Source organism: Nocardioides aquaticus (assembly GCF_018459925.1).
Classification (GTDB): domain Bacteria; phylum Actinomycetota; class Actinomycetes; order Propionibacteriales; family Nocardioidaceae; genus Nocardioides; species Nocardioides aquaticus.
In genome coordinates, this window is record NZ_CP075371.1 from 1,298,819 (window position 1) to 1,325,494 (window position 26,676).

Below are 26,676 nucleotides of genomic sequence, written 5' to 3' on the forward strand. Positions count from 1 at the left end.
CGGTGAGCCCGACCCCGCCCCGCGCCGCGACCCGGTCGCGGTGGCGGAGCTGGGGGGAGCGCAGCCAGGTCGAGCGGGTCGAGCTCTACGCGGTCCAGTCGCTCTACACGGTGCTCGTCGGGCTGCTGCTGCTCGTCAACGGGTCCCTGGTCGTCCGCCTCTCGGCCGAGCAGGCACCGGTCGGGGTGGTCGCGGTCGTCGTGGCGGTCGTCCTCGCCGTCGTCGGGTGCTGGGCGCTGCGCGCAGCCACCGACCTGTGGCCGCGGTACGGTCCGCTCCCGCGCCGTCGGCTGGCCGTCACGGCTGCCGTCTGCGCCGCCGCCCTCGCGGTCGCGGCCGCGCTGCCGGACGACCCGCGTACGGCGGTCGTGCTCGGCGTGTGGGGCGTGCTGTCGGTGGGGCTGGGGGGTTTCCGGGACCCGCGCGTCACCGGTGTCGTCGTGGTGGCGCTGCCGCTGGTGCTCGGGGTGCCGGCCGGGGAGGTGGTCGTCTACGCCTACGGCCTCGGCGCCGGGCTGTTCATGCTCTTCACGGTCCGTGCCTCGCTCTGGATCTACGGTGTCGTCCGCGAGCTGGACGGCGCGCGGCAGGCCCAGGCGTCGTTGGCGGTGGCCGAGGAGCGGTTGCGCTTCTCCCGCGACGTGCACGACGTGCTGGGCCGAAGGCTCTCGGAGATCGCGGTCCAGGCCGAGCTCGCCGCCAGGCTGGCCGAGGCCGGGGACGCCTCGGCACCGGCCCGGATGGAGCAGGTCCGTGGGGTGGCGCACGACGCCCTGCGCGAGGCCCGCGCCCTGGCCCGGGGCTACCGCGGCACCGACCTCGACCAGGAGCTGCAGGGCGCCCGGTCGCTGTTGTCGGCTGCCGGGATCACCTCGGAGGTGGCGCTGGACGGGCTGCCGCAGCACTGGCGGGAGCCGACCGGGTGGGTGGTGCGCGAGGCCGTCACGAACGTGCTGCGCCACTCCCGGGCGACCCGGGTCCGGATCGCCTGGTCGTCGGCCGGTGCGGGCGGGACGGGGACCCTGGTGGTCCGCAACGACGGCGTCGTCGACGGCGCGACCGGCAGCCCGGGCGGCAGCGGCCTGACCGGGCTGGCCGAGCGGCTCTCCCCGCTGGGCGCGCGGCTGGACGCCGGACGCCGGGGCGACGACTTCGTCGTCGAGGTCCTGGTGCCGGCCGCCGACCGGGCCGCGGTGGTCTCGTGAGCACCCCGATCCGGGTCCTGCTCGCCGACGACGAGCAGCTCATCCGCGAGGCGCTGGGGCAGCTGCTCGGGCTCGAGGAGGACCTCGAGGTGGTGGGTCAGGCCGGCTCGGGCGACGAGGCGGTGCTGCGCGCCGACGGGGTGGACGTCGCCGTCCTGGACCTGCAGATGCCCGGCCTGGACGGGATCGCCGTGGCCGAGCAGCTGGCGCGGACCCACCCGGCCTGCGGCGTGGTCATCGTGACCAGCCACGGACGCCCGGGCCACCTCAAGCGGGCCCTGGCGGCCGGCGTGCGCGGGTTCCTGCCGAAGACCACGTCGGCGCGGACCCTGGCCGAGGTGGTGCGGCGCGTGCACGCCGGCGGGAGGCACGTCGACCCCGAGCTCGCGGCCGAGGCGATCGCGGCCGGGGACAGCCCGCTGACCCCGCGCGAGGCCGACGTGCTGGAGCTGGCCTCGGACGGCGCACCGGTGGAGGAGATCGCGGCCCGGGCCTCGCTGTCGGCGGGCACGGTGCGCAACTACCTGTCCAACGCGGTCGGCAAGCTGGGCGCCGCCAACCGGCACGACGCGTGCGCGATCGCCCGTCGGATGGGCTGGATCTAGGACCGGGGTCGGCGACCGGTCAGAGGGCGAAGACCAGCACCGCACCGACCAGGGCCGGCAGCAGCCCGAGGGCGAGCCACGGCGAGCCGATCGGGCGCCTGTGGATGGCCAGGCCGGCGGCCACCGCGACCACCCCGAACGCGCCGGCGATGACGGTCAGCCCGACCCGCTCCACGACCAGGGCGGGGTCGATGACGGCGGCCGAGATCAGCAGGCCGACCGCGAGGTGCAGGATCGTGGTGACGACGAGCACCGACATCACCCAGGTCTGCACCCGCACGACGCTGGCGGAGTTCGGACGGTCCACCTGCGGGTTGGCGGGGTCCATCAGGTGCCGGGCCCGCTTCGGGGCGGGCCGCTCGACCGCGGAGCCGGGCCGGTTCCCGGGCTCGGTCACGGCGTGCCGCTGCCCGGGGCCGGGTCCTCGGTCCCGCCGGACGCCTCGTCGCCGGGGCGGACCAGCTGGGAGGTGTCCAGCCCGGACACCGCGTCGATGACCTGCTGCAGGGCCTGCGCCGGGAGGGCGCCGGGCTGGGAGAAGACCAGCTTGCCGTCCTTGAAGGCCATCAGCGTGGGGATCGAGGTGATCTGGGCGGCGGCGGCGAGCTCGCGCTGCGCCTCGGTGTCGACCTTGCCGAAGACGATCTCGGGGTGGGCCTGCGAGGCCTGCTCGTAGACCGGCGCGAACTGGCGGCACGGTCCGCACCACGACGCCCAGAAGTCGATCAGCACGATCTCGTTCTCGGTCACGGTCTGCTCGAAGGTCGCGGCCTCGAGGTCGGTGGTCGGCACGGCGGTTCCTCTCGTGGTGGGTCGGGGTACGTCGTGACAACGGTGACGGGGCGTGCGATGTTCCGCGGCGCCCCCGTCGTGCCGCAGCGCCCCGGGAGGGTGGGGGCGTCGTGGTCTGATCGCCCCATGAGCACCTCACGCACCCTGGAGATCCAGACCGACGCCGGGCCCGCCGAGGCGTACCTCACCGGCGAGGACGGCCGCCCCGGCGTGCTGTTCTTCGTCGACGCGATCGGGCTGCGCCGCCAGACCCGCGAGATGGCCGACCGGATCGCGTCCTGGGGCTACGTCGTGCTCGTGCCGCACGTGTTCCACCGCGACGGCACCGCCGACGAGCTGGCGCCGCAGGGCGACCTGCGCGAGGCCGGCGCCCGTGAGGAGTTCTTCGCCTCCGGCGTGATGGACCGGATCGGCGCGCTGACCCCCGACCTCTCCGGCCCGGACACCGAGGCGTGGGTCCGCACCCTGCTCGAGCACGCCGGTGACGGCCCGATCGGCACGACCGGCTACTGCATGGGCGGCCGCCTGGCCGTCCGCGCGGCCGCCGACCACCCCGGCACCGTCGGGGCCGTCGGGGGCTTCCACAACGGGGGCCTGGTCACCGACGAGCCGGACAGCCCGCACACGCTGCTGGGCGCGACCACCGCGGAGTACGTCTTCGGTCACGCCGACCAGGACTCCTCGATGCCGCTCGAGGCGGTGACCGCGCTGGAGGAGGCGCTCGACGCCGCCGGCCGGGTGCACCTCAACGAGGTCTACGAGGGCGCGGCCCACGGCTACTCGATGGCCGACACCTCGATGTACGACGAGCGCGCCGCCGAGCGGCACTTCCACGAGCTGCGACGGCTGCTGGACCGGGTGCTGCTGGCGGGCTGACCCGGCGACGGGCCGGCCGGGGTCAGGGCTCGACGCGCAGGATGCGGTCGTCCTCGGGGGCCGGGTCGCCGCGACCGTCCCGGTTGCTGGTCGTCACCCACAGCGAGCCGTCGGGGGCCGCGGCCACGGTGCGGAGCCGTCCGTACCGGCCCTCGAGCAGCGGGACGGGCCTGCCCGTCGTGCCCTCGTCGTCGACCGGGACCTGCCACAGCCGCTCGCCGCGCAGCGCGGCCATCCAGAGCGAGCCGTCCGCCCAGGCGAGACCGGCCGGGGAGGCGACCGCGGTCGGCCAGGTGCGCTCGGGGTCGAGCAGGCCGGCCTCGCGGGAGGCGCGGTCGCCGGTCCCCTCCACGTCGGGCCAGCCGTAGTCCCCGCCGCGCTCGACGAGGTTCAGCTCGTCGGCGGTGTCGTCCCCGAACTCCGAGGCCCACAGCCGGTCCTGGTCGTCGAAGGCCAGGCCCTGCACGTTGCGGTGGCCCAGCGACCACACGAGACCGCCGCCGGGGTTGCCCGGGGCGGGCCGGCCGTCGGTGGTGATCCGCAGGATCTTGCCGGCCAGCGAGCCGCGGTCGCGCGCCAGCGACTCCTCCCCGGTCTCGCCGGTGGAGACGTAGAGGTAGCCGTCGGGTCCGAAGGCGAGGCGTCCGCCGTCGTGCACGAAGCCCTTCGGGATGCCCTCGAGGAGGACCTCGGGCGTGCCGAGCACGCCCCCCTCGAGCTGGGCGCGCACGACGCGGTTGTCCTCGGCGGTGGTCAGGTAGAAGTAGACGGCACGGTCCTCGGGGTAGCCGGGGGCGAGGGCCACGCCCAGCAGACCCCCCTCGCCCTCCGGGGCGGCGGCGTCGAGGGTGCCGACCTCCTGCACGACCCGTCGCTCCCCGGTGACCCGGAGGACCCGCGCGGTGTCCCGCTCGGTGACCAGGGCGTCACCGTTGGGGAAGAAGGCCACGCCCCAGGGCGCGGCCAGCCCGCGCGCCACCGTCTCGACGACCCGCGGGGGGCCCTCGCCCCGGTCCCCGCCTCGGTCCCCGCGCCGGTCCCCGCCCTGGTCCCTGCCCTGGTCCCTGTCCGCCCCGGGTGCCTCCTCGACGGGTGCCGACGACGGGGCCTGCGGCTCGGGGGCCTCGGAGCCGCCCGGTGTCGGGGAGAGCGTCACGGAGGTCTGGTTGCCGTCCTGCCCGCAGGCGACCGCGGTGAGGGCGAGCAGCGCGGCGACGAGGACCGTCGCCGGCCGGCGGGGGGAGCCGGTCACGCGCGGTCGACCCGGTCGATCAGCTCACGCAGCAGCTGGTGGACGCGGTCGGGGTGCTCCATCTGGACGAAGTGGCTGGCGCGCAGGCGGACGTACCGGGCGCCGGGGATGCGGCGCGCGGCCGTGCCCATGTCGCGGGAGCCGGCCAGGATGTCGTGCGTCCCGGCCACGAACGTCGCCGGGACCTGGACCCGGCTCAGCGGGACGCGGGGGTGGCGGGACGTGGTCAGCGCGAGGTGCATGTACCACTCGACCGGCGTGGAGAGCATCTCGGCCATCGCCATCGCCGCCAGCTCGGGGTCGGGGACACGACCGATGAACCCGACCCTGGTGAGCGCCTCGAGCGAGCGTGCGCCGAAGGGGAAGCGGGTGGTGACCGGGCTCAGGCTCCAGCCGCCGAGGCGCAGGCCCCGGGCGAGGGTGACGGTGACCGCGCGGGCGACGGGGTGGGGGAGGTGCAGGGCGCCGAGCATGGTGGCGAAGGTGTCGCCGGGGACGCCGGCGACCGCGAAGATGCCGGCCACCCGCTCGGGGTGGCGCACCGCGAGCTCGAAGGCGGTGTTGACGCCCATCGACCAGCCCATCACCACCGGCCGCTCGAGGTCGAAGTGGTCCATCACCGACAGGGCGTCCTCGACGAAGTTCTCGATCCGCACCGCGCGGGGGTCGCGCGGGCGGTCGGAGCCGCTGACGCCGCGGTGGTTCCACGACACGACCCGCACGCCGCAGTCGGGGCGCAGCAGCGCCGGCCAGTGCAGCGGGTTCGTGCCGAGCCCGTTGCAGAGCAGCACCGTCGGGCCGTCGTGCCGGCCCTCGGGGTCGTTGGTCCAGGCCCGCAGCATCGTGCCGTCGTCGGACAGGACGTCGCGGTAGGCGATCGTGGGAGCGAGCGCGGCCCGCGCCGCGGAGGTCGGCATGCGCCCAGTGTGCCCGAGGAGGGGCGCTGCGGGGGCGTGTCCCGGGGGTGGGCCGGGAGGGTGCGTCGCTCAGGCCCCGGCGACCCGGTCGGCCCGGGCCGGGGCGTCGGTGGCGGCGCCGTCCGCGACGGGGCGTCCGGCCCGCCGGGCCAGGAAGTCCTCGACGTCCTCGCGCTCGGCGCGGCGCTGGGCGCAGTCCGTGGCGGCCAGCATCGCGTTGCGGCGGGCCCGCTGCTGCGAGCCGGCCGACCACGTGCGGACCCGGCTCACGGCGAGGGTCGCGGGCCGGGTCAGCAGCGTGGAGGGGATCAGCATCGGACGGCTCCGGGAGGTGGCAGGGCGGAGGTGCGGGGTGCGGCGGCCGGTGGCGCCGACACGTCGAGCGTACGGCGCCCGACCCGCCCCGGACGTGCCGGCGGTGTGACGTTCCGGTGAACGCGCGGTCGTCCTCCGGGGTCCGCAGACCCGCTGCCGCCCCGGCCGGCGGAGTCAGGCGTACCAAACGGTCCGACCCCGCGGCCGGCACCGCGCTGACCTGCGGCGACAGGGGCGGCGAGGCCGGGACGCCCCCGATCGGTACGCCTGGCTCCGGACCGACCGCCCGGGTCCTCGTCGTGGGACGGCTCAGTCGGGGACCGGGCCGCCGAGCCGCGCCCCGGCCCGGGTGGCGCCCGCGCTGGCCACGACCACGCAGCCCACCGCGACCCACTGGAGCGCGGCGAGCTCCTCGCCCACCACCGCGATGCCGACCAGCGCGGCCGCGGCCGGCTCCAGGCTCATCAGCACCCCGAAGGTGGCCGCCGGCAGGGTGCGCAGCGCGACCAGCTCGCAGGAGTAGGGCACCACCGAGCTCAGCAGCCCGACGGCGAGCCCGATGGCCAGGACCCGCGGCGAGGTGAGGGCGTCGGCGTCGGCGAGCAGTGCCGCGGGCAGCAGCGCGCAGGCGGCCACCACGCTGGCCACGGTCAGCCCGCTGATGCCGGCCCAACGCTGCCCGGTCCGGGCGGAGAGCAGGATGTAGCCGGCCCAGGCCGCGCCGGCCAGCAGGGCGTACGCCACTCCCACGGGGTCGAGGTCCGCGCGCTCCAGGCCGAGGGCGGCGACGCCGAGGGCGGCCAGCGCCACCCAGGCCAGGTCGCGCCCGCGCCGCGAGGACAGCATGGCCAGGGTGAGCGGTCCGACGAACTCGATCGTGACCGCGATCCCGAGCGGGATCCGGGCGAAGGACTGGTAGATCGCCCAGTTCATCAGGCCCAGGCAGGCGCCGAAGCCGATCACGACCATCCAGTCGTCGCGGCTGTGGCCGCGCAGCAGCGGGCGCGCGACCACCGCGAAGACCAGCGCGCTGGTGGCCAGCCGCAGCCAGACGAGCATCGTCGGGTCGACCTCGTCGAAGAGGAGCTTGGCGAAGCCCGCGCCGAGCTGGACCGAGACGATCCCGACCAGCACCAGCCAGACCGGTGAGGATCGGGGTGTCACCGGGTCAGGGTAGGCATCAGGGGACACGACCGACGCAGGAGGGCCGGATGACCGACACGAGGACCGACGACGAGACGGTGCTGCTGGTGGGCACGCGCAAGGGGCTGTGGATCGGGCGGTCCGACGCCGCCCGCCAGGACTGGGACCTGACCGGGCCCCACCACGACATGGAGGAGGTCTACTCCTGCCTCGTCGACACCCGGGGCGAGCGGCCCCGCCTGCTGGTCGGGGCGTCGTCGAGCTGGGTCGGTCCCCAGGTCCGGCGCTCCGACGACCTCGGGGCGACCTGGGCCGAGACCCCCGGCGGGGCGGTGCGGTTCCCCGACGACGTCGACGCCAGCGTGGAGCGGGTCTGGCAGCTCGCGGCCGGCAGCGCGCCCGGCGTGGTCTGGGCCGGCACCGAGCCCGGTGCGGTCTTCCGCTCGACCGACGGGGGCGAGAGCTTCGCGCTCGAACGGGCCCTGTGGGAGCACCCGCACCGGTCGTCGTGGGGAGCCGGGTACGGCGGTCAGGCCTTCCACACCCTGCTGCCCCACCCCGACGACCCGTCCTCGCTGATGGCCGCGATCTCGACCGGCGGCGTCTACCGCACCGACGACGACGGCGCGTCGTGGGCGCCGTCGAACCAGGGGGTCCGGGCCGACTTCCTGCCCGAGGGACAGCAGTACCCGGCGTACGGGCAGTGCGTGCACAAGGTGGCGCGGCACCCCGCCCGCCCCGACCGGGTCTTCCTGCAGAACCACGGCGGCGTCTACCGCTCCGACGACGGTGGCGCGAGCTGGACCTCGATCGCCGCGGGCCTGCCGACCGACTTCGGCTTCCCGGTGGTCGTCCACCCCCACGAGCCGGACACGGTCTTCGTCTTCCCGCTCGGCGGGGGCGAGGAGGGGATGGGCCGCTACGCCCCCGACGCGCGGCCGCTGGTCTGGCGCTCGCGGGACGCCGGGGGGACCTGGGAACCGCTCGGCCAGGGCCTGCCGGAGCGGGCGTACGTCGGGGTGATGCGCGACGCGATGTGCACCGACGACCACGACGTGGCGGGGCTGTACGTCGGCACCCGCGCCGGGTCGGTCTGGGCCTCCGTGGACGGGGGAGGGTCGTGGACCACGCTGGTCTCCGACCTGCCCGACGTGCTGGTGGTGCGGGCCGCGCGGATCCCGGCGGCGGTCAGCCCCTGAGACGCAGCTCGGCCAGGCGGGCGCGGGTGGAGGCGGTGACCCGCTCCACGACGGCCAGCTCCTCGGGGTCGACGTGCGCGCGCCAGGCGGTGGCGGCCTGCTCCGGCGACCGGTCGAGCCGGTGCAGGTCGCCGGTGTCGCCCGCGGACCCTGTGGGCGCGGCCGGGGTGTCGGCGGGGGTGTCGGCGGGCGCGGCGAGGCCGAGGTTGGCGCGCAGCGCGGCGAGCACGCACCCGTCGGCGGCCGCGACGTCCTCGTGGTCGACCACGAGCAGCCCGGGCAGCGAGGCGGCGTCGGCCAGGGCGAGCGCGTGCAGCACGTGCCAGAAGGAGGCCATCGCCTCCGCCTCGCCGACGGTCCCCGGCGCGGGCAGGTGCAGCGGCTCGCCGGCGGGGTCGCGGACGTCACCGGCGGCCGCGAGCACGCCCGCGAGCTCCTCGAGGTCGGGCGACCAGCCCATCCGGCGGTAGCTGCCGAGGACCGCGGCCGGGTGGCGGAGCACCAGCACCGGTCGGGCCCCGGTCGTGGCGACGACGGCGGGCAGGGACAGCAGGGCGAACGGGTCCTTGACCACGACGCGTGTCCACGGCAGCGGCGCGGCCCACTGCCGGTGGCCGTAGCGGGAGAAGACCCGCGGGTCCGCGCCGCGGTAGGCCAGGGCGAGCGCGCGCCGCTGCCTGGCCGTCGGCGTGGTCAGCCGGGCCCAGCCGTCGAGGGTGCCGGCCAGCGCGTGCTGACGTCCCCGCGGGTTCATCGGCTCCCGGCCGCCCAGGGCGGTGCCGGGGGAGGCGGCCAGCTCGCGGGCCAGCCACGTCGTGCCGGACCGGGGGACCCCGGTCACCAGGACCGGCGCGCGCCGGGTCACGTCGTCGCCACGTGCGGACCGACCGGCGGCGCCGTCGGCGACGCGGGTGCGGCCCCGATCCCGTCCGGGCCGGCGCCCTCGCGCTCGGCGGCGACCAGGCTCGGCTCGGGCACCCCGGCGGTGATCCGGGTGCCGTCGGCACGCCGTCCCCCGATCAGGGGCGTGTCGCCGAGCTCGCCGGCGATCCGGAGGCCATGGCCGTCGAGGTCGACCCGCAACGGACGGTCGGCCGCCACGGCGTACCGGGTGCCGCGCACCCAGATGGTCACCTCGTCCTCGGCGCCCGTCTCGACGACCTCGACGGCGAGGTGGTCGCCGGTGACCTCGACCCGGAGCCGGCTGCCGCGCCAGCGGACCGGGAAGGTCAGCGCGGGCCACTCCTCGGGCAGGCGCGGGTCGAAGCTGAGCACGCCGCCGTGGTCGCGCATGCCGGCGAAGCCGAACACCAGGGCGCTCCAGACGCCGCCGCAGGAGGCGACGTGGAGGCCGTCGACGGTGTTGCCGTGGAGGTTGTCGAGGTCGACGAAGAGCGCCTTCCAGAAGTACGACAGCGCGACCTCGTGATAGCCGACCTCGGCGGCCATCACCGACTGCACGACCGCCGACAGGGTCGAGTCGCCGGTGGTGATCGGGTCGTAGTACTCGAAGTCGGCGCGCTTCTCCTCCGTGGTGAACCGGTCGCCCTGCAGGAACAGCGCGAGCACGACGTCGGCCTGCTTGAGCACCTGGAAGCGGTAGATCACCAGCGGGTGGTAGTGCAGCAGCAGCGGCCGGGTCTCGGCCGGCGTGCGGGACAGGTCCCACACCTCGCGGTCGAGGAAGTGGTCGTCCTGCTGGTGGATGCCCATGCCCTCGTCGAAGGGGATCGTCATCCCCGCGGCGCAGCGGCGCCACTCCTCGGCCTCGGCCGGGTCGAACCCCAGGCGGTGGCGCATCCGGTCGTACGACGCGGTGTCGGTCTCGCGGACCAGGTCGACCGCGCACGCGGCGCGCTCGAGGTTGTAGCGCGCCATCACGTTGGTGAACAGGTTGTTGTTGACCACCGTCGTGTACTCGTCCGGACCGGTGACGCCGTGGATGTGGAAGGTGTCCGTGCCGTTGCTGCGCCAGAAGCCGAGGTCGGCCCAGAAGCGGGCGGTCTCGACGAGGATGTCGATGCCGTCGCGGAGCAGGAACCCGACGTCGCCGGTCGCGTCGACGTACTTGGACAGTGCGTAGGCCACGTCGGCGTCGATGTGGACCTGGGCGGTGCCGGCGGCGTAGTAGGCCGAGGCCTCCTCGCCGTTGATCGTGCGCCAGGGGAAGAGCGCGCCGGTCTGGGCCAGCTCCCCGGCCCGGGCCTTGGCCGCCGGGAGCATCCGGGCCCGGAAGTGCAACGTGTTCCGGGCGAGGTCGGGCTGGGTGTAGGTCAGGAACGGGGCGACGTAGACCTCGGTGTCCCAGAAGTAGTGGCCCTCGTAGCCGGAGCCGCTGACGCCCTTGGCGGGCACGCCCTGCTGGTCGGCGCGGGCGCTGGCCTGGGCCAGCGAGAAGAGGTTGTAGCGGATCGCCTGCTGGATGGAGGCCGAGTCCTTCGCGCCCTCGTCGAGCACCACGTCGGTGTTCTGCCAGAACCGGTCGAACCAGTCGTGCTGCACCCGGTGGTAGTGCTCGACGCCGTGGCCGGCCGCGCGGTCCAGCGTGCGGTCGCAGCGGTCCGCGAGCTCGCGGACCGGGACGCCGCGCGAGGTGTGGTAGCTGACGTGCTTGTCGAGCCGGATCGGGTGACCCTCGCGGGCCTCGACGCGGAAGACGACCTTGGCGAGGTCGTCCTCGTGGGAGGCGCGGACCTCGTGGGCGTCGGCGCAGTCGAAGACGTGGTCGGCCGCGACGCAGATAGTCATCTGCGAGTGGGCGGTGCGGTAGCCCAGGACCATCCGGTCGGGGGTCGCCGAGGAGGTGCGGGGGAGCAGCACCCGGTCCTCGAACGCGCTGGCCTTGCGGGGGTCGACGCCCTCGCCCATCGCGGCGTCCGGGACGTGGTACTCGTCCTTGCCGTCCTGACGGTTCAGCAGCTGCGAGGAGATCACGATCGGGGCGTCGCCCTCGAGCATGGTGACCTCGAGACGCATCACGACGAGGTGCCGCTCGACCATCGAGACCATCCGGGACGACTCGACGCGGACCCGCTTGCCCGACGGGGTGCGCCAGACCAGGCTGCGGCGCAGCACGCCGTCGCGGAAGTCCAGGGTGCGCTCGTAGTGCTCGAGGTCGGCGGTGCCGAGGATCAGGGGCTCGTCGTCGACGTAGATCTTGAGGACCTTGGCGTCGGGGGCGTTGACCAGGGTCTGGCCGGTCCGCGCGAACCCGAACGCGGCCTCGGCGTGCCTGATCGGCCAGGTCTCGTGGAACCCGTTGACGAAGGTGCCGTGCGCGTAGGCGTCGCGGCCCTCCTCGGGGTTGCCGCGCAGGCCGAGGTAGCCGTTGGCGGTGGTGAAGAGCGTCTCGGTGACGCCCAGGTCGGCCGCCGAGTGCGACGTCTCGACCAGGCGCCAGGGGTCGGCGGGGAAGCGGCCGCGGTCGAGCGGGTCGCTGGTGGCGTCGTGGGCGATCACGAGGCGGCTCCCGCGGTCCCGTCGGCGGGCACGAGCTCGGCGAGGTCCGAGACGACCAGCGTCGCGCCGGCGGCGGTCAGCACGTCGGCCCCGGCCCCGCGGTCGACGCCGACCACGTCGGCGAACCCGCCGGCGGCGCCGGCCTTCACGCCGGACACGGCGTCCTCCAGCACGACGCAGCCGGCGGCCGAGGCGCCGAGCTCCTCGGCGGCGGCCAGGAACGTGTCGGGGGCGGGCTTGCCGGGCAGGCCGCGCTCGGTGGCCACGACGCCGGACATGACGAAGGCGAACCGGTCGAGCAGGCCGGCGGCCTCCAGCACGGCCGGGGCGTTGCCCGAGGACGACACGACGGCGAGCGGCAGGCCGAGGTCGCGCAGGTGGTCGAGCAGGGCGACCGAGCCGGGGTAGGCGGTCACGCCGTCGCGCTCGAGCACCTCGTTGAACGCGTCGTTCTTGCGGTTGCCGAGCCCGCAGACCGTCTCGGCGGCGGGCTCGTCGGTGGGGTCACCCTCGGGCAGGGCGATGCCGCGCGACGCGACGAGGTCGCGGACGCCGTCGTAGCGCGGCTTGCCGTCGACGTGGGCGAAGTAGTCGGCGTCGGTGTACGCCGAGAGGTCGGCCCCGGCCGGCGCGTCGCCGGACTCGCGGAGGCCGTCCAGCCAGGCGTTGAACATGTGCGACCAGGCGCGCATGTGCACCTCCGCGGTCGGCGTGACGACGCCGTCGAGGTCGAAGAGGACGGCCTCGTGGGCCGGCCAGGACTGCGCGAGGTGGATTGGCACGTTCCAAGGGTATGGGCAGGAGCGGGCCCGCGGGCCTGGACGGTGGTGTGGGACGTGTCATGGGCGGTCCGCGCGGTGGCCGGCCGGCAGGGGAGACTGGCCGCGTGAGCGACTCCCCGCCGCCCTGGGCGCCCCCGCTGCTGGCGGTGCAGTTCCTGACCCGGGTCCCCGTGCCGGGCACGGCGGCCCTCTCCGGGGAGCAGGTCCGGGTCGGCCTCGGCCGCAGCCTGGTGTGGTTCCCGGTGGTCGGCGGCCTGGTCGGTCTCGTCACCGCCGCGGTCGTGCTGGGCGCGGGCACCTGGTGGCCGGCGTGGGTGGCGGTGCTGCTGGCGCTGGTGGTCGAGGCACGCCTGACCGGGGCGTTCCACGAGGACGCGGTCGCCGACACCTGCGACGCGCTCGGCGGCGGGACGACCCGCGAGCGGACGCTCGAGATCATGAAGGACAGCCGGGTCGGCTCGTACGGCGCGCTCGGGCTGGTGCTCGCCGTCGGGCTCCGCGTCGCCCTGCTGACCACGCTGGTGGCCACGGCCGGCGCCGGGCTCGTGGTCGCCGGGGTCGTCGCCTCGGCCGCGCTGGGTCGGCTCGGCGCGGTCACGGTGATGCGGCTGGTCCCGCCGGCGGACCGCCCGGCCGGGCTGTCCAAGGACGTCGGCGGTCGGGCGTCCGGACGGACGCTGGCGACGGCGTCCCTGCTCGCGGTGCCGTTCGCGGTGCCGCTGGCGGTCCTGGACCCCGTCGGGCTGCTGGTCGGCCTGGTCGGGTCGGCGCTGCTGCTGGTCTGGTGGGGGCGCGTGCTGGTGCGCCGCCTGGGCGGGCAGACCGGGGACTGCCTGGGTGCGGCGGTCTACGCGGTGCAGCTGGTCGTGCTGCTCGGCGTCACCGCGGGGTGACCGCTGGCTGACCGCTGGCTGGCCGCTGGCTGACCGAGGGCTGACCTGCGCCGCTTGCACGCGCGCCGGCGTCGTAGCCTCGCCCCATGAGCACCACGGTCGACGGCCCCGGCAGCAGCACCCTCGGAACCCAGGGCGCCGCGCCCGGCGTGGACATCAAGCCACGCAGCCGCGACGTGACCGACGGCCTGGAGAAGGCCGCCGCCCGCGGCATGCTGCGCGCGGTCGGGATGGACGACGACGACTTCCTCAAGCCGCAGATCGGTGTGGCCTCGTCCTGGAACGAGATCACCCCGTGCAACCTGTCGCTGGACCGGCTGGCCAAGGCGGTCAAGAACGGCGTGCACGCCGCCGGCGGCTTCCCGCTCGAGTTCGGCACGATCTCGGTCTCCGACGGCATCTCGATGGGCCACGAGGGCATGCACTTCTCGCTGGTCTCCCGCGAGGTCATCGCGGACTCGGTCGAGACGGTGATGATGGCCGAGCGCCTGGACGGCTCGGTGCTCCTGGCCGGCTGCGACAAGTCGCTGCCCGGGATGCTGATGGCCGCGGCCCGGCTCGACCTGGCCAGCGTCTTCCTCTACGCCGGCACGATCATGCCGGGCAAGGTCGACGGCGAGGACGTCACGATCATCGACGCCTTCGAGGCCGTCGGCGCCTGCCTGGCCGGCAAGATCAGCCGGGAGCAGGTCGACAAGGTCGAGCGCGCGATCTGCCCGGGCGAGGGCGCCTGCGGCGGCGCGTACACCGCGAACACGATGGCCGCCGTCGCCGAGGGCCTCGGCATGGCGCTGCCCGGCTCGGCCGCCCCGCCGGCCGTCGACCGCCGCCGCGACAAGATCGCCCACCAGTCCGGGATGGCCGTCGTCGAGATGCTGCGCCAGGGCATCACCGCGCGGCAGATCATGACCCGGGAGGCCTTCGAGAACGCGATCGCGGTCGCGATGGCGCTCGGCGGCTCCACCAACGCCGTGCTGCACCTGCTCGCGATCGCCAACGAGGCCGAGGTCGAGCTGACCCTGGACGACTTCACCCGGATCGGCGAGAAGGTCCCGCACCTGGCCGACATGAAGCCGTTCGGCAAGTACGTCTGGGTCGACCTCGACCGCGTCGGCGGCATCCCGATGGTGATGAAGGCCCTGCTCGAGGCGGGCCTGCTGCACGGGGACGCGCTGACCTGCACCGGCCGTACCGTCGCCGAGAACCTCGCCGACATCGCGCCGCCCCCGGTCGACGGCACGATCATCCGCCAGCTCCGCTCGCCCATCCACGCCACCGGCGGGCTGACCATCCTGAAGGGCTCGCTGGCCCCGAGGGTGCCGTGGTGAAGTCGGCCGGTTTCGACGAGTCCGTGATCACCGGCACCGCCCGGGTCTTCGACGGCGAGCGCGCCGCGATGGACGCGCTGACCGCCGGCGAGATCACCGCCGGCGACGCCGTCGTCATCCGCTACGAGGGCCCCAAGGGCGGGCCGGGCATGCGCGAGATGCTGGCGATCACGGCCGCGATCAAGGGCGCCGGCCTCGGCAAGGACGTGCTGCTGCTGACCGACGGCCGCTTCTCCGGCGGCACGACCGGCCTGTGCGTCGGGCACGTCGCCCCCGAGGCCGTCGACGGCGGACCGATCGCCTTCCTGCGCGACGGCGACACGATCACCCTCGACGTCGCCAAGCGCCTGCTCGACGTCGACGTGGACGAGGCCGAGCTGGCCTCCCGCCGCGAGGGCTGGGAGCCGCTGCCGCCGAAGTACACCCGCGGCGTGCTCGGCAAGTACGCCAAGACGGTGCAGTCCGCCGCGGCCGGGGCCGTCACCAGCTGACCGGGGGACTGTCGCGACGGCGTCGGGGGCGAGGCGTTCCTCACCCGTCTGCGCGGAAGAGGCCGCCGGGTCCTCGGGTTGGACCCGTCATGACCACACTCGCCATCATCGGAGCAGGGAGCGGCCTCGGCGCCGCCGTCGCACGTCGGTTCGGCCGCGAGGGCTTCTCCGTCGCGCTCATCTCCCGCCACCAGGGCCGCCTCGACGCGCTCGCCACCTCGCTGGCCGACGACGGGGTGCAGGCCCAGGGCTTCGCGGCCGACGTCCGCGACCCGGCCTCGATCCGGCGCGCGCTCGACGAGGCCGTCAAGGCCCTCGGCCCGATCGAGGTGCTCCAGTACAGCCCGCTGCCGGACAAGAAGTTCATGCGGCCCGTGCTCGAGACCACGCCCGAGGACCTCGTCGGCCCGGTCGAGTTCTCCATCTACGGCCCCGTCGCGGCCGTGCACGAGGTCGTCCCCGGGATGCGCTTCCTGGGCGAGGACAAGGGCACGATCCTGTTCGTCAACGGCGGCTCGGCCGTCAAGCCCGGCCGCGCCGTCACCGGCACCTCGGTCGCCTTCGCGGGGCAGGCGGCGTACGCCCAGCTGCTCCACGAGGAGCTGAAGGAGGAGGGCATCCACGTCGGGCAGCTGATCATCGGCGGTGCGATCGAGCCCGGCGGCGAGAAGGACCCCGAGGTCCTCGCCGACCGTCTCTGGACGATGCACGCCGAGCGCGGCGAGTTCCGCCACCAGGTCTCGACCGACTGACCCGTCCGGACGACCTAGGGTCGGCGGGTGCCCGACACGGACCCCGCCGACCCGCCCACCACGCCGTCCACCACGCCGGCCGGCTCCACCGACGCCGCCGCGCTCGACGCCGCCGACCCGCTGGCCGCCCACCGCGACCTCTTCGTCGGCTCCGAGCAGCCGCTGGTCTACCTCGACGGCAACTCGCTCGGGCGTCCGCTGCGGGTGACCGGCCCGCGGCTCGCGGCGTTCGTCGACGACCAGTGGGGCGGCCGGCTCATCCGCGGCTGGGACGAGCAGTGGATGGAGCTGCCGACGCTGCTCGGTGACCGGATCGGCGCCACCTGCCTCGGCGCGGCCCCGGGCCAGACGGTCGTCGGCGACTCGACCACCGTGCTGCTCTACAAGGCCATGCGCGCGGCGGTGGCCGCCCGGCCCGGGCGGCACGAGATCGTCATGGACACCGACAACTTCCCCACCGACCGCTACCTGGCCGCGGGGGTGGCCGAGGAGCTCGGGCTGCGGGTCCGGTGGGTCGACGTCGACCCCGCGGCCGGCGTCACCGCGGACCAGCTGGCCGGGGTGCTGGGTCCCGACACGGCGCTCGTGGCGCTCAGCCACGTGGCGTACCGCTCGTCCTGGGTGGCCGACGGCCCCGCCCTGACCGCGCTCGCCCACGACGCCGGCGCGCTGGTGCTGTGGGACCTGTCGCACTCGGTCGGGTCGGTGCCGCTCGCCCTGGACGCCTGGGGCGCCGACCTCGCCGTCGGCTGCACCTACAAGTACCTCAACGGCGGGCCCGGCTCACCGGCCTTCGCCTACGTCGCCGCCCGGCACCTCGAGGGGCCCGACGCCCTGACCCAGCCGGTGCGCGGCTGGATCGGGCACGCCGAGCCGTTCCGGATGGGGCCCGACTGGGCGCCGGCCGCGGGGATCCGACGGATGCTGTCCGGCACCCCGCCGGTCGTCGGGATGCTCGCGCTCGCCGACATGCTCGACCTGCTGGAGGCGGTCGGGATGCCGGCCGTGCGGGCGAAGTCGCTCGCGCTGACCCGGATGGTGGTCGACCTCGCCGACGACGAGCTGGCCGAGCACGGCGTCGAGGTGGTCTCCCCGCGCGCGGCCGAGCGCCGCGGCGGCCACGTGACCCTGCGGCACCCGGCGATGCAGGAGGTCACCCGGCGGCTGTGGGCGCGCGACGTGGTGCCGGACTACCGCGACCCGGGCGGCCTGCGGCTCGGGCTGTCGCCGCTGTCGACGTCGTTCGCCGAGGTGCGCGCCGGGATGGACGCGATCGCCGAGGAGCTCGCCCCGCCGAGGTGACGCTCGCGGACAGCCGAGGTGACGCTCGCGGACAGCCGAGATGACGCTCGCGGACAGCCGAGATGACGCTCGCGGACAGCCGAGGTGACGCTCGCGGACGGTCCGCGGCGCTCTGGTGGCCCCTGTCGGCGCACGGCCCTAGGGTCGGCACATGGACCAGCGACTGAGCTTCGTGACCATCGCCGTGCCCGACCTGGCCGCCGCCCGGGCGTTCTACGTCGACGGTCTGGGCTGGCACGCCGACGTCGAGGTGGGCGACGTGATCATGATCCGGGTGGCCGACCGGGTCGTGCTGTCGCTGTGGGAGCAGGCGTCCTTCGAGAGCGAGGTGGGCCCCGTACGCACCGGGCCGGGCCTCGTCCCGGTGACCCTGGCCCACAACGTCGCGTCCCGCAGCGAGGTCGACCTCGTGCTCCAGGACGCCCGGGTGGCCGGCGCGAGCGAGGTCGGTCAGGGCGCCTCGCGGGAGTGGGGTGGCTACACCGGCTACTTCGCGGACCCGGCCGGCATCCGGTGGGAAGTGGCGTTCAACCCGGGCCAGATCGGTGCGTCGGTGCTGCCGTGACGGCGCGATCCCACCCTCACAGGGCTGTCCCGACGGGGGCGCCGCGGGCCAGGGTGACCCGATGAGCGACGAGCAGCAGCAGGACCACCAGGACCAGCAGGACGAGCAGCGGGACGAGACCCCCGCCGAGCCGCAGGAGGTGCACGCCCCCGACGGCCGCGACGCCCACGAGAAGGGCACCGCGACGCTGGAGGAGCCGGACCCGAAGGCGGTCCTGGACGGCCACGGCGTCGAGGCCGCGCTGCTGGACGACTGGCGGATCATGTTCGACCAGCTCCACGCCCGGTTCGAGACCGGCGACTTCGCCACCGGGCTGGCCCTGGTGGACCACGTCGGCAAGGCCGCCGAGGCCGCCGACCACCACCCCGACGTCGACCTGCGCTACGGCTTCGTCGAGATCCACCTCAGCAGCCACGACGTCGGCGGCGTCACCAGCCGCGACATCGACCTGGCCCGCACCATCAGCGACCACGCCGGCCGCCTCGGCGCCCGGGCTGCCACCGAGAAGCTCCAGGTGCTCGAGATCGCCCTCGACACCCGGGACCTGTACGAGGTGCGCCCGTTCTGGGCCGCGCTGCTCGCCTACGACGCCCCGGAGGACGACGACGCCGTCGTGGACCCCGACGGCCGTGGCCCGACGTTGTGGTTCCAGGTCACCGACGAGCCGGTGACCGAGGCCGACCGCCAGGCTGCCGCGTCGCCGGTCCAGCGTTTCCACCTCGACCTGCGCCTGCCCCCGAGGACGCCGATCGTCGGATCAAGGCGGCGCTGGACGCCGGCGGCACCCTCGTCTCCGACGCGGTGGCCCCGCGCTTCACCGTGCTCGCCGACGCGCAGGGCAACAAGGCGTGCGTGACCACCTGGCTCGGACGTGGCTGACGCGTGATCCTGCCCCCGCCTCCGTCGGTCGCCGACGGGGCCGAGCAGCAGGACGTCGTCTCCTGGGTCGCCGAGCACCTCGGCGACCTCGCCCTGGAGGGACCCGGGGGGATCGCCGCCGGGGGGATCAGCGGCGGCCAGTCCGCGGCCGACACCGCCCTGGCGACGCTCGACGTCACCGGCTACGCCTCCCGCCGCAGCACGGTGCTGCCGGAGTCGCGGCGCGGCGCCAGCAGGATGTCGCCCTACATCCGCCACGGCCTGCTCCGGCTCCGCGAGGTCTGGGACGCCGCCGGTGCCGCACCCGCCCGCGACCGCCGCAAGTACCGCGACGAGCTGCTCTGGCAGGAGTACGCCCGGCACCTGTACGCCCGCGTCGGCACCGACCTCGGCACCTCGCTGCGCCACGACCAGCCGCGGCCCGCGCCCGGGGCCGTCGCGGCCGGACCGGTCAGCGTGGCCGACCCGTGGCCGGCGCAGATGCGGTGCATGGAGGTCGTCGTCGGCGAGCTCCACGACGACGGCTGGCTGGTCAACCAGACCCGGATGTGGCTGGCCTCGCAGTGGACGGTCCGGGCCGGCGCCGACTGGCGCGACGGCGAGCAGGAGATGTTCGTGCACCTGCTCGACGGCTCGCGGGCGGCCAACCGGCTGGGCTGGCAGTGGACCACCGGCACCGGCAGCGGCAAGCCGTACGGGTTCAGCCGCTGGCAGGTCGAGAAGCGGGCGCCGGCCCTGTGCGGCTCCTGCGCGCTGTCCCACGCCTGCCCGGTCCAGTCGTGGCCCGACGCCGACCGGGGTCCCGCCGTCGACGGCCCCGACCTGTCCCGCGGCGAGATCCCGGCCGGCCCCGCGACGATCGAGGGTGACGGGGGAGAGGTGGTCTGGCTGACCGCGGAGTCCCTCGGCGAGGGCGACCCGGCGCTGGCCGCCGACCCCGCCCGGCCGGCCGTCTTCGTCTTCGACGAGCCGCTGCTGCGCCGGTTGACGCTCTCGGGCAAGCGCCTGGTCTTCCTCGCCGAGACCCTCGGCGAGCTGGCCGCCGGCCGCGACCTGGAGGTCCGCCGGGGCGTGGTCCCCGAGGAGCTGGGTCGCCGCCCCGTCGCGGCGACCTGGGCACCGGTCCCCGGCTGGGCCCGTCACGCCGCCCGCGTCGACGTGGTCGAGACGCACCCCTGGCCCTGGCTGGCCCGTCCCCGGCCGACCGCGGTGCAGTCCTTCTCGGCCTGGCGCAAGGGCATCGGCGCGCCCGCCCCGTGACCCACCCGCCGGGCCGGGCGGTGGACGTGAGTCCACGACCTGGGACCGGTGTCTCACCATGTGGCCAGTCGAGCGTAGGCTGCTGACGCGGCCAGGGGCCCCGGGCTACGGTGGCGGCATGCGCCACCTCCTCGTACGTCCTCGACGCGTCGGCTAGTCACACCGCCAGCGCGTCACCCCTCGTTGCCCGGGCAACCGAGGGGTTTTTTGTTGCCAGGACCAGCCCCGAGAACGGACCAGACATGACCCAGCAGAGCACGACGACGTCGTCGGGCACGATCACCGGCGCGCAGAGCCTGATCCGCTCGCTCGAGGCGGCCGGCACCGAGCACGTGTTCGGGATCCCGGGCGGCGCGATCCTCCCGGCGTACGACCCGATGATGGACTCCTCGATGCGCCACATCCTCGTCCGCCACGAGCAGGGCGCGGGCCACGCCGCCCAGGGGTACGCCGCCGCCAGCGGCCGGGTGGGCGTCTGCATGGCCACCTCGGGCCCCGGGGCGACGAACCTGGTCACCCCGCTGGCCGACGCGCACATGGACTCGGTGCCCCTGGTCGCGATCACCGGACAGGTGGGCGCCTCGATGATCGGCACCGACGCCTTCCAGGAGGCCGACATCCGCGGCATCACGATGCCGATCACCAAGCACAACTTCCTGGTCACCGACCCCGCCGAGATCCCGCGCGCGGTGGCCCAGGCCTTCCACATCGCCTCCACCGGGCGCCCCGGCCCGGTCCTGGTCGACGTGGCCAAGTCCGCGCTCACCGCGCAGACCACCTTCGCCTGGCCCACCGACCTCGGTCTGCCCGGCTACCGCCCCGTCACCAGGCCGCACGCCAAGCAGGTCCGCGAGGCCGCCCGGCTGATCCTCGAGTCCCGCAAGCCCGTGCTCTACGTCGGCGGCGGGACCATCCGCTCGAACGCCTCGGCCGAGCTGCTGCGCCTGGCCGAGATGACCGGCATCCCGGTGGTCACCACGCTGATGGCGCTCGGCGCCTTCCCGGACTCCCACCCGCAGCACCTCGGGATGCCCGGCATGCACGGCACCGTGGCCGCGGTCGCCGGCCTGCAGAAGGCCGACCTGCTGATCACCCTCGGTGCCCGCTTCGACGACCGCGTGACCGGCAACCTCGACTCCTTCGCCCCCGGCGCCAAGGTCATCCACGCCGACATCGACCCGGCCGAGATCGGCAAGAACCGGCACGCGGACGTGCCGATCGTCGGCGACGTCCGCGAGGTCCTCGCCGACCTGATCGTCCTGCTGCAGGCCGAGGCGGACCAGGGCACCACCGGCGACTACGAGGGGTGGGTCGACTTCCTGGCCGGGGTCAAGAAGACCTACCCGCTGGGCTACGACGTGCCCGCCGACGGCGCGCTCTCCCCGCAGTACGTCATCGAGCGCCTCGGCGCGATCGCCGGCCCCGACACCATCTACACCTCCGGCGTCGGGCAGCACCAGATGTGGGCGGCGCACTTCGTCAAGTACGAGAAGCCGCGCACCTGGCTCAACTCCGGCGGCCTCGGCACGATGGGCTACTCGGTGCCGGCCGCGATGGGCGCCAAGGTCGCCTGCCCGGACAGCACCGTGTGGGCCATCGACGGCGACGGCTGCTTCCAGATGACCAACCAGGAGCTGGCCACCTGCGCGATCAACGACATCCCGATCAAGGTCGCCATCATCAACAACGAGTCGCTGGGCATGGTGCGGCAGTGGCAGACCCTCTTCTACGAGGAGCGGTACTCCAACACCGACCTGCACTCCAAGCGCATCCCCGACTTCGTCAAGCTCGCGGAGGCGTACGGCTGCGTCGGCCTGGCCTGCGAGCGGCCCGAGGACGTGGACGCCACGATCGAGAAGGCGATGGGCATCAACGACACGCCCGTCGTGGTCGACTTCCGGGTCCACCGCGACGCCATGGTGTGGCCGATGGTCGCCGCCGGCACCTCGAACGACGACATCAAGCACGCGCGCGACCTGGCGCCCGAGTTCGACGAGGACGAGCTGACATGACCAAGCACACGTTGTCGGTCCTCGTGGAGGACAAGCCCGGCGTCCTGGCCCGCATCGCCGGGCTGTTCAGCCGCCGCGGCTTCAACATCGAGTCCCTCGCGGTCGGCCCCACCGAGCACGTCGACATCTCCCGGATGACGATCGTGGTCAACGTGGAGTCCACGCCGCTCGAGCAGGTCACCAAGCAGCTGAACAAGCTGGTCGAGGTGATCAAGATCGTCGAGCTCGACCGCGACACCTCGGTGACGCGCGAGCTGATGCTGGTCAAGATCGCCGCCACGCCCGAGACCCGCGGGCAGGTGCTCGACACCGTCCAGCTGTTCCGCGCCAAGGTCATCGACGTGGCCAGTGAGGCGCTCACGGTCCAGATCGTCGGCAACCGCGACAAGCTCGGCGACTTCCTGCGCGTGGTCGAGCCCTTCGGGGTCCGCGAGCTCGTCCAGTCGGGCATGGTCGCGATCGGTCGCGGGCAGCGCTCGATCTCCGAGCGCTCGCTGCGCCCCGTCGCGCCGACCCGGGCCGTCTGAGCCCTCCCGCACGCACCACCTGACGTACCCACCCATCGAAGGAGAGGCCCACCTGTGGCTGAGATGTTCTACGACGACGACGCCGACCTGTCCCTGATCCAGGGCAAGAACGTGGCGGTGATCGGCTACGGCAGCCAGGGCCACGCCCACGCGCTCTCGCTGCGCGACTCGGGCGTCGACGTCCGCATCGGCCTGCAGCCGGGCTCGAAGAGCCGCGCCAAGGCCGAGGCCGAGGGCCTGCGCGTGCTCACGCCCGCCGAGGCCGCGGAGGAGGCCGACGTCATCGTCATCCTCGCCCCCGACCAGCACCAGCGGAAGCTCTACGCCGAGGAGATCGAGCCCCAGCTCGCCGAGGGCGACACCCTGGTCTTCGGCCACGGGTTCAACATCCGCTTCGGCTACATCACCCCGCCGGCCGGCGTCGACGTCTTCATGGTCGCGCCCAAGGGCCCCGGCCACCTCGTGCGCCGCGAGTACGTCGACGGGCGCGGCGTCCCCGTGCTCGTCGCCGTCGAGAAGGACGAGTCCGGCGACGCCTGGCCCCTCGCCCTGGCCTACGCCAAGGCCATCGGCGGCCTGCGCGCCGGCGGGATCCGGACCACGTTCACCGAGGAGACCGAGACCGACCTCTTCGGCGAGCAGGCCGTGCTCTGCGGCGGCGCGAGCCAGCTGGTCATGTACGGCTTCGAGACCCTGATCGAGGCCGGGTACCAGCCCGAGGTCGCCTACTTCGAGTGCCTGCACGAGCTGAAGCTCATCGTCGACCTGATGTACGAGGGCGGCATCGCCAAGCAGCGCTGGTCGATCTCGGACACCGCCGAGTACGGCGACTACGTCTCCGGCCCCCGGGTCATCGACCCGAGCGTGAAGGAGAACATGAAGGCGGTGCTGGAGGACATCACCAACGGCTCCTTCGCCCAGCGCTTCATCGACGACCAGGACGCCGGCTCGCCGGAGTTCACCGCGCTCCGCGAGAAGGGTGCCGCGCACCCGATCGAGTCCACCGGCAAGGAGCTGCGCAAGCTCATGGCGTGGGTCAAGAGCCACGACTCCGACTACGTCGAGGGCAGCTCCGCACGCTGACCTCCCACGGTGGGCCCGGTCGTACGACCGACGGTCACCGTCCGCAGCACCTCGAGCCCGTCGCCGGGAACACCGGCGGCGGGCTCGTGCGTTGTGCCGGCATGCGTATCGAGATCTGGTCCGACGTCGTCTGCCCCTGGTGCTACGTCGGCAAGCGCCGGCTGGAGAAGGCGCTGGTCGCCCTGGGCGAGGCGCACCCGTCCGCTGCGCCCGGCGGCCCGGAGGCGCCCGAGGTCGTCTTCCGCTCCTTCCAGCTCGAGCCGGGCGCGCCCACCACGCCCACCGACTCGCTGGCCGAGCACCTCGGCGGCAAGTACGGCGGCGGCGCGGAGAACGGGCGCCGCCTGATCGACCAGATGGAGGCCGTCGCGGCCGAGGAGGGGCTGCTCTACCGTCTCGGCGACGCCCAGCGGGTCGGCACCCTCGACGCCCACCGGCTGCTGCACGCGGCGCTGGAGGTCTCGCCCGCGGTGCAGGCCGACCTCAAGGAGCGGCTGATGGCGGCCTACATGATCGAGGCACGCAACGTCGCCGACCACGACGAGCTCGTCGCGATGGCGGGGGAGTCGGGGATGGACGAGGCGGTGGCCCGCGAGGTGCTCGGCAGCGGCGCCCACGCCGACGGCGTGCAGGCGGACGTCGAGCAGGGCGCGGCGTACGGCATCTCCGGGGTGCCCTTCACCGTGGTCGACGGCCGGTACGGCGTCTCCGGCGCCCAGCCGGTCGAGGTGTTCACCCAGACCCTCGAGCGGGCGTGGACCGACGCCCACCCCGAGCCGGCACCCCTGCTCACGACGGTCGGCGGGACGGCCGGGGGCGAGGCCTGCGGGCCCGAGGGCTGTGCGATCTGAGTGTGACCCAGGTCGCAGGTGCAGATGAGAGGACTCTCATCTAAGGTGAGCCTCACCTAAGAACACCGGGAGGCGGCACCGTGCTCGCGAACTACCTGATCGGGCTCCGCGAGGGGCTCGAGGCCGCGCTCATCGTGAGCATCCTGGTCGCCTACCTCGTCAAGACCGACCGACGTCACCTGCTCCGCCCGGTCTGGGCCGGTGTCGCGCTCGCTTTGCTGGTCAGCCTGGCCTTCGGCGCGCTGCTGACCTACGGCCCGCGCGGGCTGACCTTCCGGGCCCAGGAGCTGATCGGCGGAAGCCTGTCGATCATCGCCGTCGGCTTCGTGACCTGGATGGTCTTCTGGATGGCCGGTGCCGCCCGCGGTCTCAGCGGTCAGCTGCGTGGACGGGTCGACGCCGCCGCCGAGGGCCGTCCCTGGTCGCTGGTCGTGGTGGCCGTGCTGGCGGTCGGGCGCGAGGGCCTGGAGACGGCGCTGTTCCTGTGGGCGGCCACGCAGGCCGGCACGGACGCGGCCGTCGTCGGCGCGCCCGCGCCCACCTGGCAGCCGCTGCTCGGCGCCGGGCTCGGCATCCTCACCGCGGTCGTGGTCGGCTGGCTGCTCTACCGCGGCGCGGTCACGATCAACCTGTCGGTGTTCTTCACCTGGACCGGCGCCTTCCTGGTCGTCGTCGCGGCCGGGGTGCTCTCCTACGGCGTCCACGACCTGCAGGAGGCCGGCGTGCTGCCGGGCCTGAACACCCTCGCCTTCGACGTCTCCGACGTGATCGAGCCCGGCGCTTGGTACGCCGTGGTGCTCAAGGGCGTCTTCAACTTCTCCCCGGCCACCACCGTGCTCGAGGCCGTGGCCTGGGTGCTCTACCTCGTGCCGACGATGACGCTCTTCCTGCGCTCGGTGCGCCGCCGCGACGCCGGTGGGCCGCCCGCACGGCCGCCCGTCCCCGCCGCGCCCGCCGCCTCGGCCTCCTGACCCTCCCTGCTCCCGCCTCCCGAAGGAACCCGCTCCATGACGCACCTGCGCCCGCTCACCGCCACCCTCGCCGCGCTCGCCCTCGGCGGCGGGCTGAGCGCCTGCACCGAGAACGCGCCCGCCGGTGACGCCGCCGGGGGCGAGGGACGCGCGCTCAGCGTGTCGTCGACCTCGGACGCCTGCGAGGTCTCCGCCGAGGAGGCCCCCGCCGGCACCCTGACCTTCGACGTCACCAACGCCGGGGACGAGGTCACCGAGTTCTACCTCCTCGCCGAGGACGGCCTGCGGATCGTGGCCGAGGTCGAGAACGTCGGCCCGAACCTGTCGCGCCAGCTCGTCGTCGACGCCCCCGCCGGCGAGTACGTCACCGCCTGCAAGCCCGGCATGGTCGGCGAGGGCATCCGCTCGGCGTTCACCGTGACGCCGTCCGACGAGGAGGTCGTGGTCTCGGCCGACGAGCAGCAGCTCGTCGACGACGCCGAGGGCAGCTACCAGACCTACGTCCAGGACCAGTCCGACCAGCTCGTCGTGGGCACCGAGGCGTTCGTGGCGGCGTACACGAGCGGGGACGACGACCGCGCCCGTGAGATCTACCCCGAGGCGCGCACCCACTGGGAGCGGATCGAGACGGTCGCGGAGTCCTTCGGCGACCTCGACCCGCAGATGGACGCCCGTGAGGCCGACCTCGAGCCCGGCCAGGCCTGGACGGGGTGGCACCTGCTGGAGAAGGACCTGTGGCCCCAGCGCGCCCAGGGCTACACCCCGCTCACCGACGCCGAGCGCGCGCGGTACGCGGGCAAGCTGATGGAGGACACCGAGACCCTGGACGCCCGCATCGGCGAGCTCGAGCTCACCGTCGACCAGATCGCCAACGGCTCCCGCGGGCTGCTGGAGGAGGTCGCGACGGGCAAGGTCACCGGCGAGGAGGAGTACTGGTCGCGCACCGACCTCTACGACTTCCAGGCCAACGTCGACGGCGCCCGGGTGGGCTTCGAGGGCGTCCGCCCGCTGCTGGAGGAGAAGGACCCCGAGCTGGCCGCGCAGCTCGACCTGCGCTTCACCGACCTGCAGGACCTGCTCGACGAGCAGCGCCGCGGTGACGGCTTCGTCGGCTACGACGAGGTCCCCGCCCGTGAGATCAAGCAGCTCGCCGACGCCGTCAACGCCCTCTCCGAGCCGCTGTCGCGCCTGACCGCGGCCGTGCTGGCCTAGGCGGC

Annotated in this window: 25 protein-coding genes and 1 pseudogene; 17 read left to right on the forward strand and 9 right to left on the reverse strand. The window is 74.4% G+C overall.

The features are described from left to right. Positions 1-2 precede the first annotated feature (2 nt). Positions 3-1,205 (forward strand): sensor histidine kinase, encoded by a 1,203-nt coding sequence (locus ENKNEFLB_RS06305; RefSeq protein ID WP_214058419.1) that lies wholly within the window; start codon positions 3-5, stop codon positions 1,203-1,205. Beyond that, a complete protein-coding gene (locus tag ENKNEFLB_RS06310; protein WP_214058420.1) occupies positions 1,202-1,810 on the forward strand; it encodes a response regulator transcription factor in 609 nt (202 codons plus the stop codon). Before ENKNEFLB_RS06305 ends, ENKNEFLB_RS06310 begins: the two co-directional genes overlap by 4 nt. 19 nt (positions 1,811-1,829) lie before the next feature. Here ENKNEFLB_RS06310 and ENKNEFLB_RS06315 read toward each other — a convergent pair whose 3' ends face one another. Both ENKNEFLB_RS06315 and trxA read right to left on the reverse strand, forming a co-directional pair. Next, a complete protein-coding gene (locus ENKNEFLB_RS06315) occupies positions 1,830-2,207 on the reverse strand; it encodes a hypothetical protein (protein WP_246535868.1) in 378 nt (125 codons plus the stop codon). Then, positions 2,204-2,602: a thioredoxin gene (gene trxA, locus ENKNEFLB_RS06320; protein ID WP_214058421.1), complete on the reverse strand. Its 399-nt coding sequence runs from the start codon at positions 2,600-2,602 to the stop codon at positions 2,204-2,206. The genes ENKNEFLB_RS06315 and trxA overlap by 4 nt, the downstream gene beginning before the upstream one ends. A gap of 126 nt (positions 2,603-2,728) precedes the next feature. Here trxA and ENKNEFLB_RS06325 point away from each other — a divergent pair, with 126 nt between their 5' ends. Beyond that, a complete protein-coding gene (locus tag ENKNEFLB_RS06325; protein ID WP_214058422.1) occupies positions 2,729-3,478 on the forward strand; it encodes a dienelactone hydrolase family protein in 750 nt (249 codons plus the stop codon). 22 nt (positions 3,479-3,500) lie between these two features. On the opposite strand, the gene ENKNEFLB_RS06330 is transcribed toward ENKNEFLB_RS06325, so the two are convergent. From ENKNEFLB_RS06330 to ENKNEFLB_RS06345, 4 genes are all read right to left on the reverse strand, one after another. Further along, entirely contained in the window at positions 3,501-4,730 is a 1,230-nt protein-coding gene (locus tag ENKNEFLB_RS06330; RefSeq protein ID WP_246535869.1) for a PQQ-dependent sugar dehydrogenase, read from the reverse strand. Next, positions 4,727-5,647 (reverse strand): alpha/beta fold hydrolase, encoded by a 921-nt coding sequence (locus ENKNEFLB_RS06335; protein WP_214058423.1) that lies wholly within the window; start codon positions 5,645-5,647, stop codon positions 4,727-4,729. Before ENKNEFLB_RS06335 ends, ENKNEFLB_RS06330 begins: the two co-directional genes overlap by 4 nt. Positions 5,648-5,716: 69 nt before the next feature. Further along, positions 5,717-5,962 carry a hypothetical protein gene (locus ENKNEFLB_RS06340; protein ID WP_214058424.1) on the reverse strand — a complete coding sequence of 82 codons (246 nt, stop codon included), beginning with the start codon at positions 5,960-5,962 and terminating at the stop codon, positions 5,717-5,719. Positions 5,963-6,271: 309 nt separating this feature from the next. Next, a complete protein-coding gene (locus tag ENKNEFLB_RS06345; protein ID WP_246535870.1) occupies positions 6,272-7,126 on the reverse strand; it encodes an EamA family transporter in 855 nt (284 codons plus the stop codon). 47 nt (positions 7,127-7,173) lie between these two features. On the opposite strand from ENKNEFLB_RS06345, the gene ENKNEFLB_RS06350 reads away from it, so the two are divergent. Beyond that, the gene (locus ENKNEFLB_RS06350) at positions 7,174-8,304 is read left to right on the forward strand and encodes a WD40/YVTN/BNR-like repeat-containing protein (RefSeq protein WP_214058426.1); all 1,131 of its coding nucleotides are present in this window, start codon (positions 7,174-7,176) and stop codon (positions 8,302-8,304) included. Here the strand turns inward: ENKNEFLB_RS06350 and ENKNEFLB_RS06355 are convergent. The 3 genes from ENKNEFLB_RS06355 to ENKNEFLB_RS06365 are packed head-to-tail and all read right to left on the reverse strand — an operon-like array spanning position 8,294 to position 12,539. Further along, positions 8,294-9,169 carry a sulfotransferase gene (locus tag ENKNEFLB_RS06355; RefSeq protein WP_214058427.1) on the reverse strand — a complete coding sequence of 292 codons (876 nt, stop codon included), beginning with the start codon at positions 9,167-9,169 and terminating at the stop codon, positions 8,294-8,296. The two genes, ENKNEFLB_RS06350 and ENKNEFLB_RS06355, sit on opposite strands and share 11 nt — an antisense overlap. Further along, entirely contained in the window at positions 9,166-11,763 is a 2,598-nt protein-coding gene (locus ENKNEFLB_RS06360; RefSeq protein WP_214058428.1) for a glycoside hydrolase family 65 protein, read from the reverse strand. The genes ENKNEFLB_RS06355 and ENKNEFLB_RS06360 overlap by 4 nt, the downstream gene beginning before the upstream one ends. Next, positions 11,760-12,539 carry an HAD family hydrolase gene (locus ENKNEFLB_RS06365; RefSeq protein WP_214059345.1) on the reverse strand — a complete coding sequence of 260 codons (780 nt, stop codon included), beginning with the start codon at positions 12,537-12,539 and terminating at the stop codon, positions 11,760-11,762. Before ENKNEFLB_RS06365 ends, ENKNEFLB_RS06360 begins: the two co-directional genes overlap by 4 nt. A gap of 110 nt (positions 12,540-12,649) precedes the next feature. On the opposite strand from ENKNEFLB_RS06365, the gene ENKNEFLB_RS06370 reads away from it, so the two are divergent. From ENKNEFLB_RS06370 to efeO, 13 genes and pseudogenes are all read left to right on the forward strand, one after another. Beyond that, positions 12,650-13,438 (forward strand): adenosylcobinamide-GDP ribazoletransferase, encoded by a 789-nt coding sequence (locus ENKNEFLB_RS06370; RefSeq protein WP_214058429.1) that lies wholly within the window; start codon positions 12,650-12,652, stop codon positions 13,436-13,438. A gap of 86 nt (positions 13,439-13,524) precedes the next feature. Further along, positions 13,525-15,257: pseudogene (gene ilvD, locus ENKNEFLB_RS06375) on the forward strand (dihydroxy-acid dehydratase). Positions 15,258-15,346: 89 nt separating this feature from the next. After that, on the forward strand, positions 15,347-16,009 hold the full coding sequence (locus ENKNEFLB_RS06380; RefSeq protein ID WP_214058430.1) for an SDR family NAD(P)-dependent oxidoreductase: 663 nt from the start codon (positions 15,347-15,349) through the stop codon (positions 16,007-16,009). 27 nt (positions 16,010-16,036) lie between these two features. Continuing rightward, on the forward strand, positions 16,037-17,311 hold the full coding sequence (locus ENKNEFLB_RS06385; protein WP_214058431.1) for a kynureninase: 1,275 nt from the start codon (positions 16,037-16,039) through the stop codon (positions 17,309-17,311). Positions 17,312-17,462: 151 nt separating this feature from the next. Then, positions 17,463-17,876 (forward strand): VOC family protein, encoded by a 414-nt coding sequence (locus ENKNEFLB_RS06390; RefSeq protein WP_214058432.1) that lies wholly within the window; start codon positions 17,463-17,465, stop codon positions 17,874-17,876. 61 nt (positions 17,877-17,937) lie between these two features. Next, complete coding sequence (locus ENKNEFLB_RS06395; RefSeq protein ID WP_214058433.1) at positions 17,938-18,732, forward strand: 4a-hydroxytetrahydrobiopterin dehydratase; 795 nt, start codon at positions 17,938-17,940, stop codon at positions 18,730-18,732. A 26-nt stretch (positions 18,733-18,758) separates the two neighbouring features. After that, the gene (locus tag ENKNEFLB_RS06400) at positions 18,759-20,015 is read left to right on the forward strand and encodes an FAD-binding domain-containing protein (protein WP_246535872.1); all 1,257 of its coding nucleotides are present in this window, start codon (positions 18,759-18,761) and stop codon (positions 20,013-20,015) included. A 242-nt stretch (positions 20,016-20,257) separates the two neighbouring features. Continuing rightward, complete coding sequence (locus ENKNEFLB_RS06405) at positions 20,258-22,027, forward strand: acetolactate synthase large subunit (protein ID WP_214058434.1); 1,770 nt, start codon at positions 20,258-20,260, stop codon at positions 22,025-22,027. Beyond that, complete coding sequence (gene ilvN, locus ENKNEFLB_RS06410) at positions 22,024-22,554, forward strand: acetolactate synthase small subunit (protein WP_214058435.1); 531 nt, start codon at positions 22,024-22,026, stop codon at positions 22,552-22,554. Before ENKNEFLB_RS06405 ends, ilvN begins: the two co-directional genes overlap by 4 nt. Positions 22,555-22,608: 54 nt before the next feature. Continuing rightward, positions 22,609-23,637, forward strand: a complete 1,029-nt coding sequence (gene ilvC, locus ENKNEFLB_RS06415; protein WP_160008523.1) for a ketol-acid reductoisomerase — start codon at positions 22,609-22,611, stop codon at positions 23,635-23,637. 101 nt (positions 23,638-23,738) lie between these two features. Continuing rightward, complete coding sequence (locus ENKNEFLB_RS06420) at positions 23,739-24,488, forward strand: DsbA family oxidoreductase (RefSeq protein WP_214058436.1); 750 nt, start codon at positions 23,739-23,741, stop codon at positions 24,486-24,488. 80 nt (positions 24,489-24,568) lie between these two features. Then, complete coding sequence (efeU, locus tag ENKNEFLB_RS06425) at positions 24,569-25,459, forward strand: iron uptake transporter permease EfeU (RefSeq protein ID WP_214058437.1); 891 nt, start codon at positions 24,569-24,571, stop codon at positions 25,457-25,459. Between the two features lie 36 nt (positions 25,460-25,495). After that, the gene (gene efeO / locus ENKNEFLB_RS06430; RefSeq protein ID WP_214058438.1) at positions 25,496-26,671 is read left to right on the forward strand and encodes an iron uptake system protein EfeO; all 1,176 of its coding nucleotides are present in this window, start codon (positions 25,496-25,498) and stop codon (positions 26,669-26,671) included. Positions 26,672-26,676: the final 5 nt, after the last annotated feature.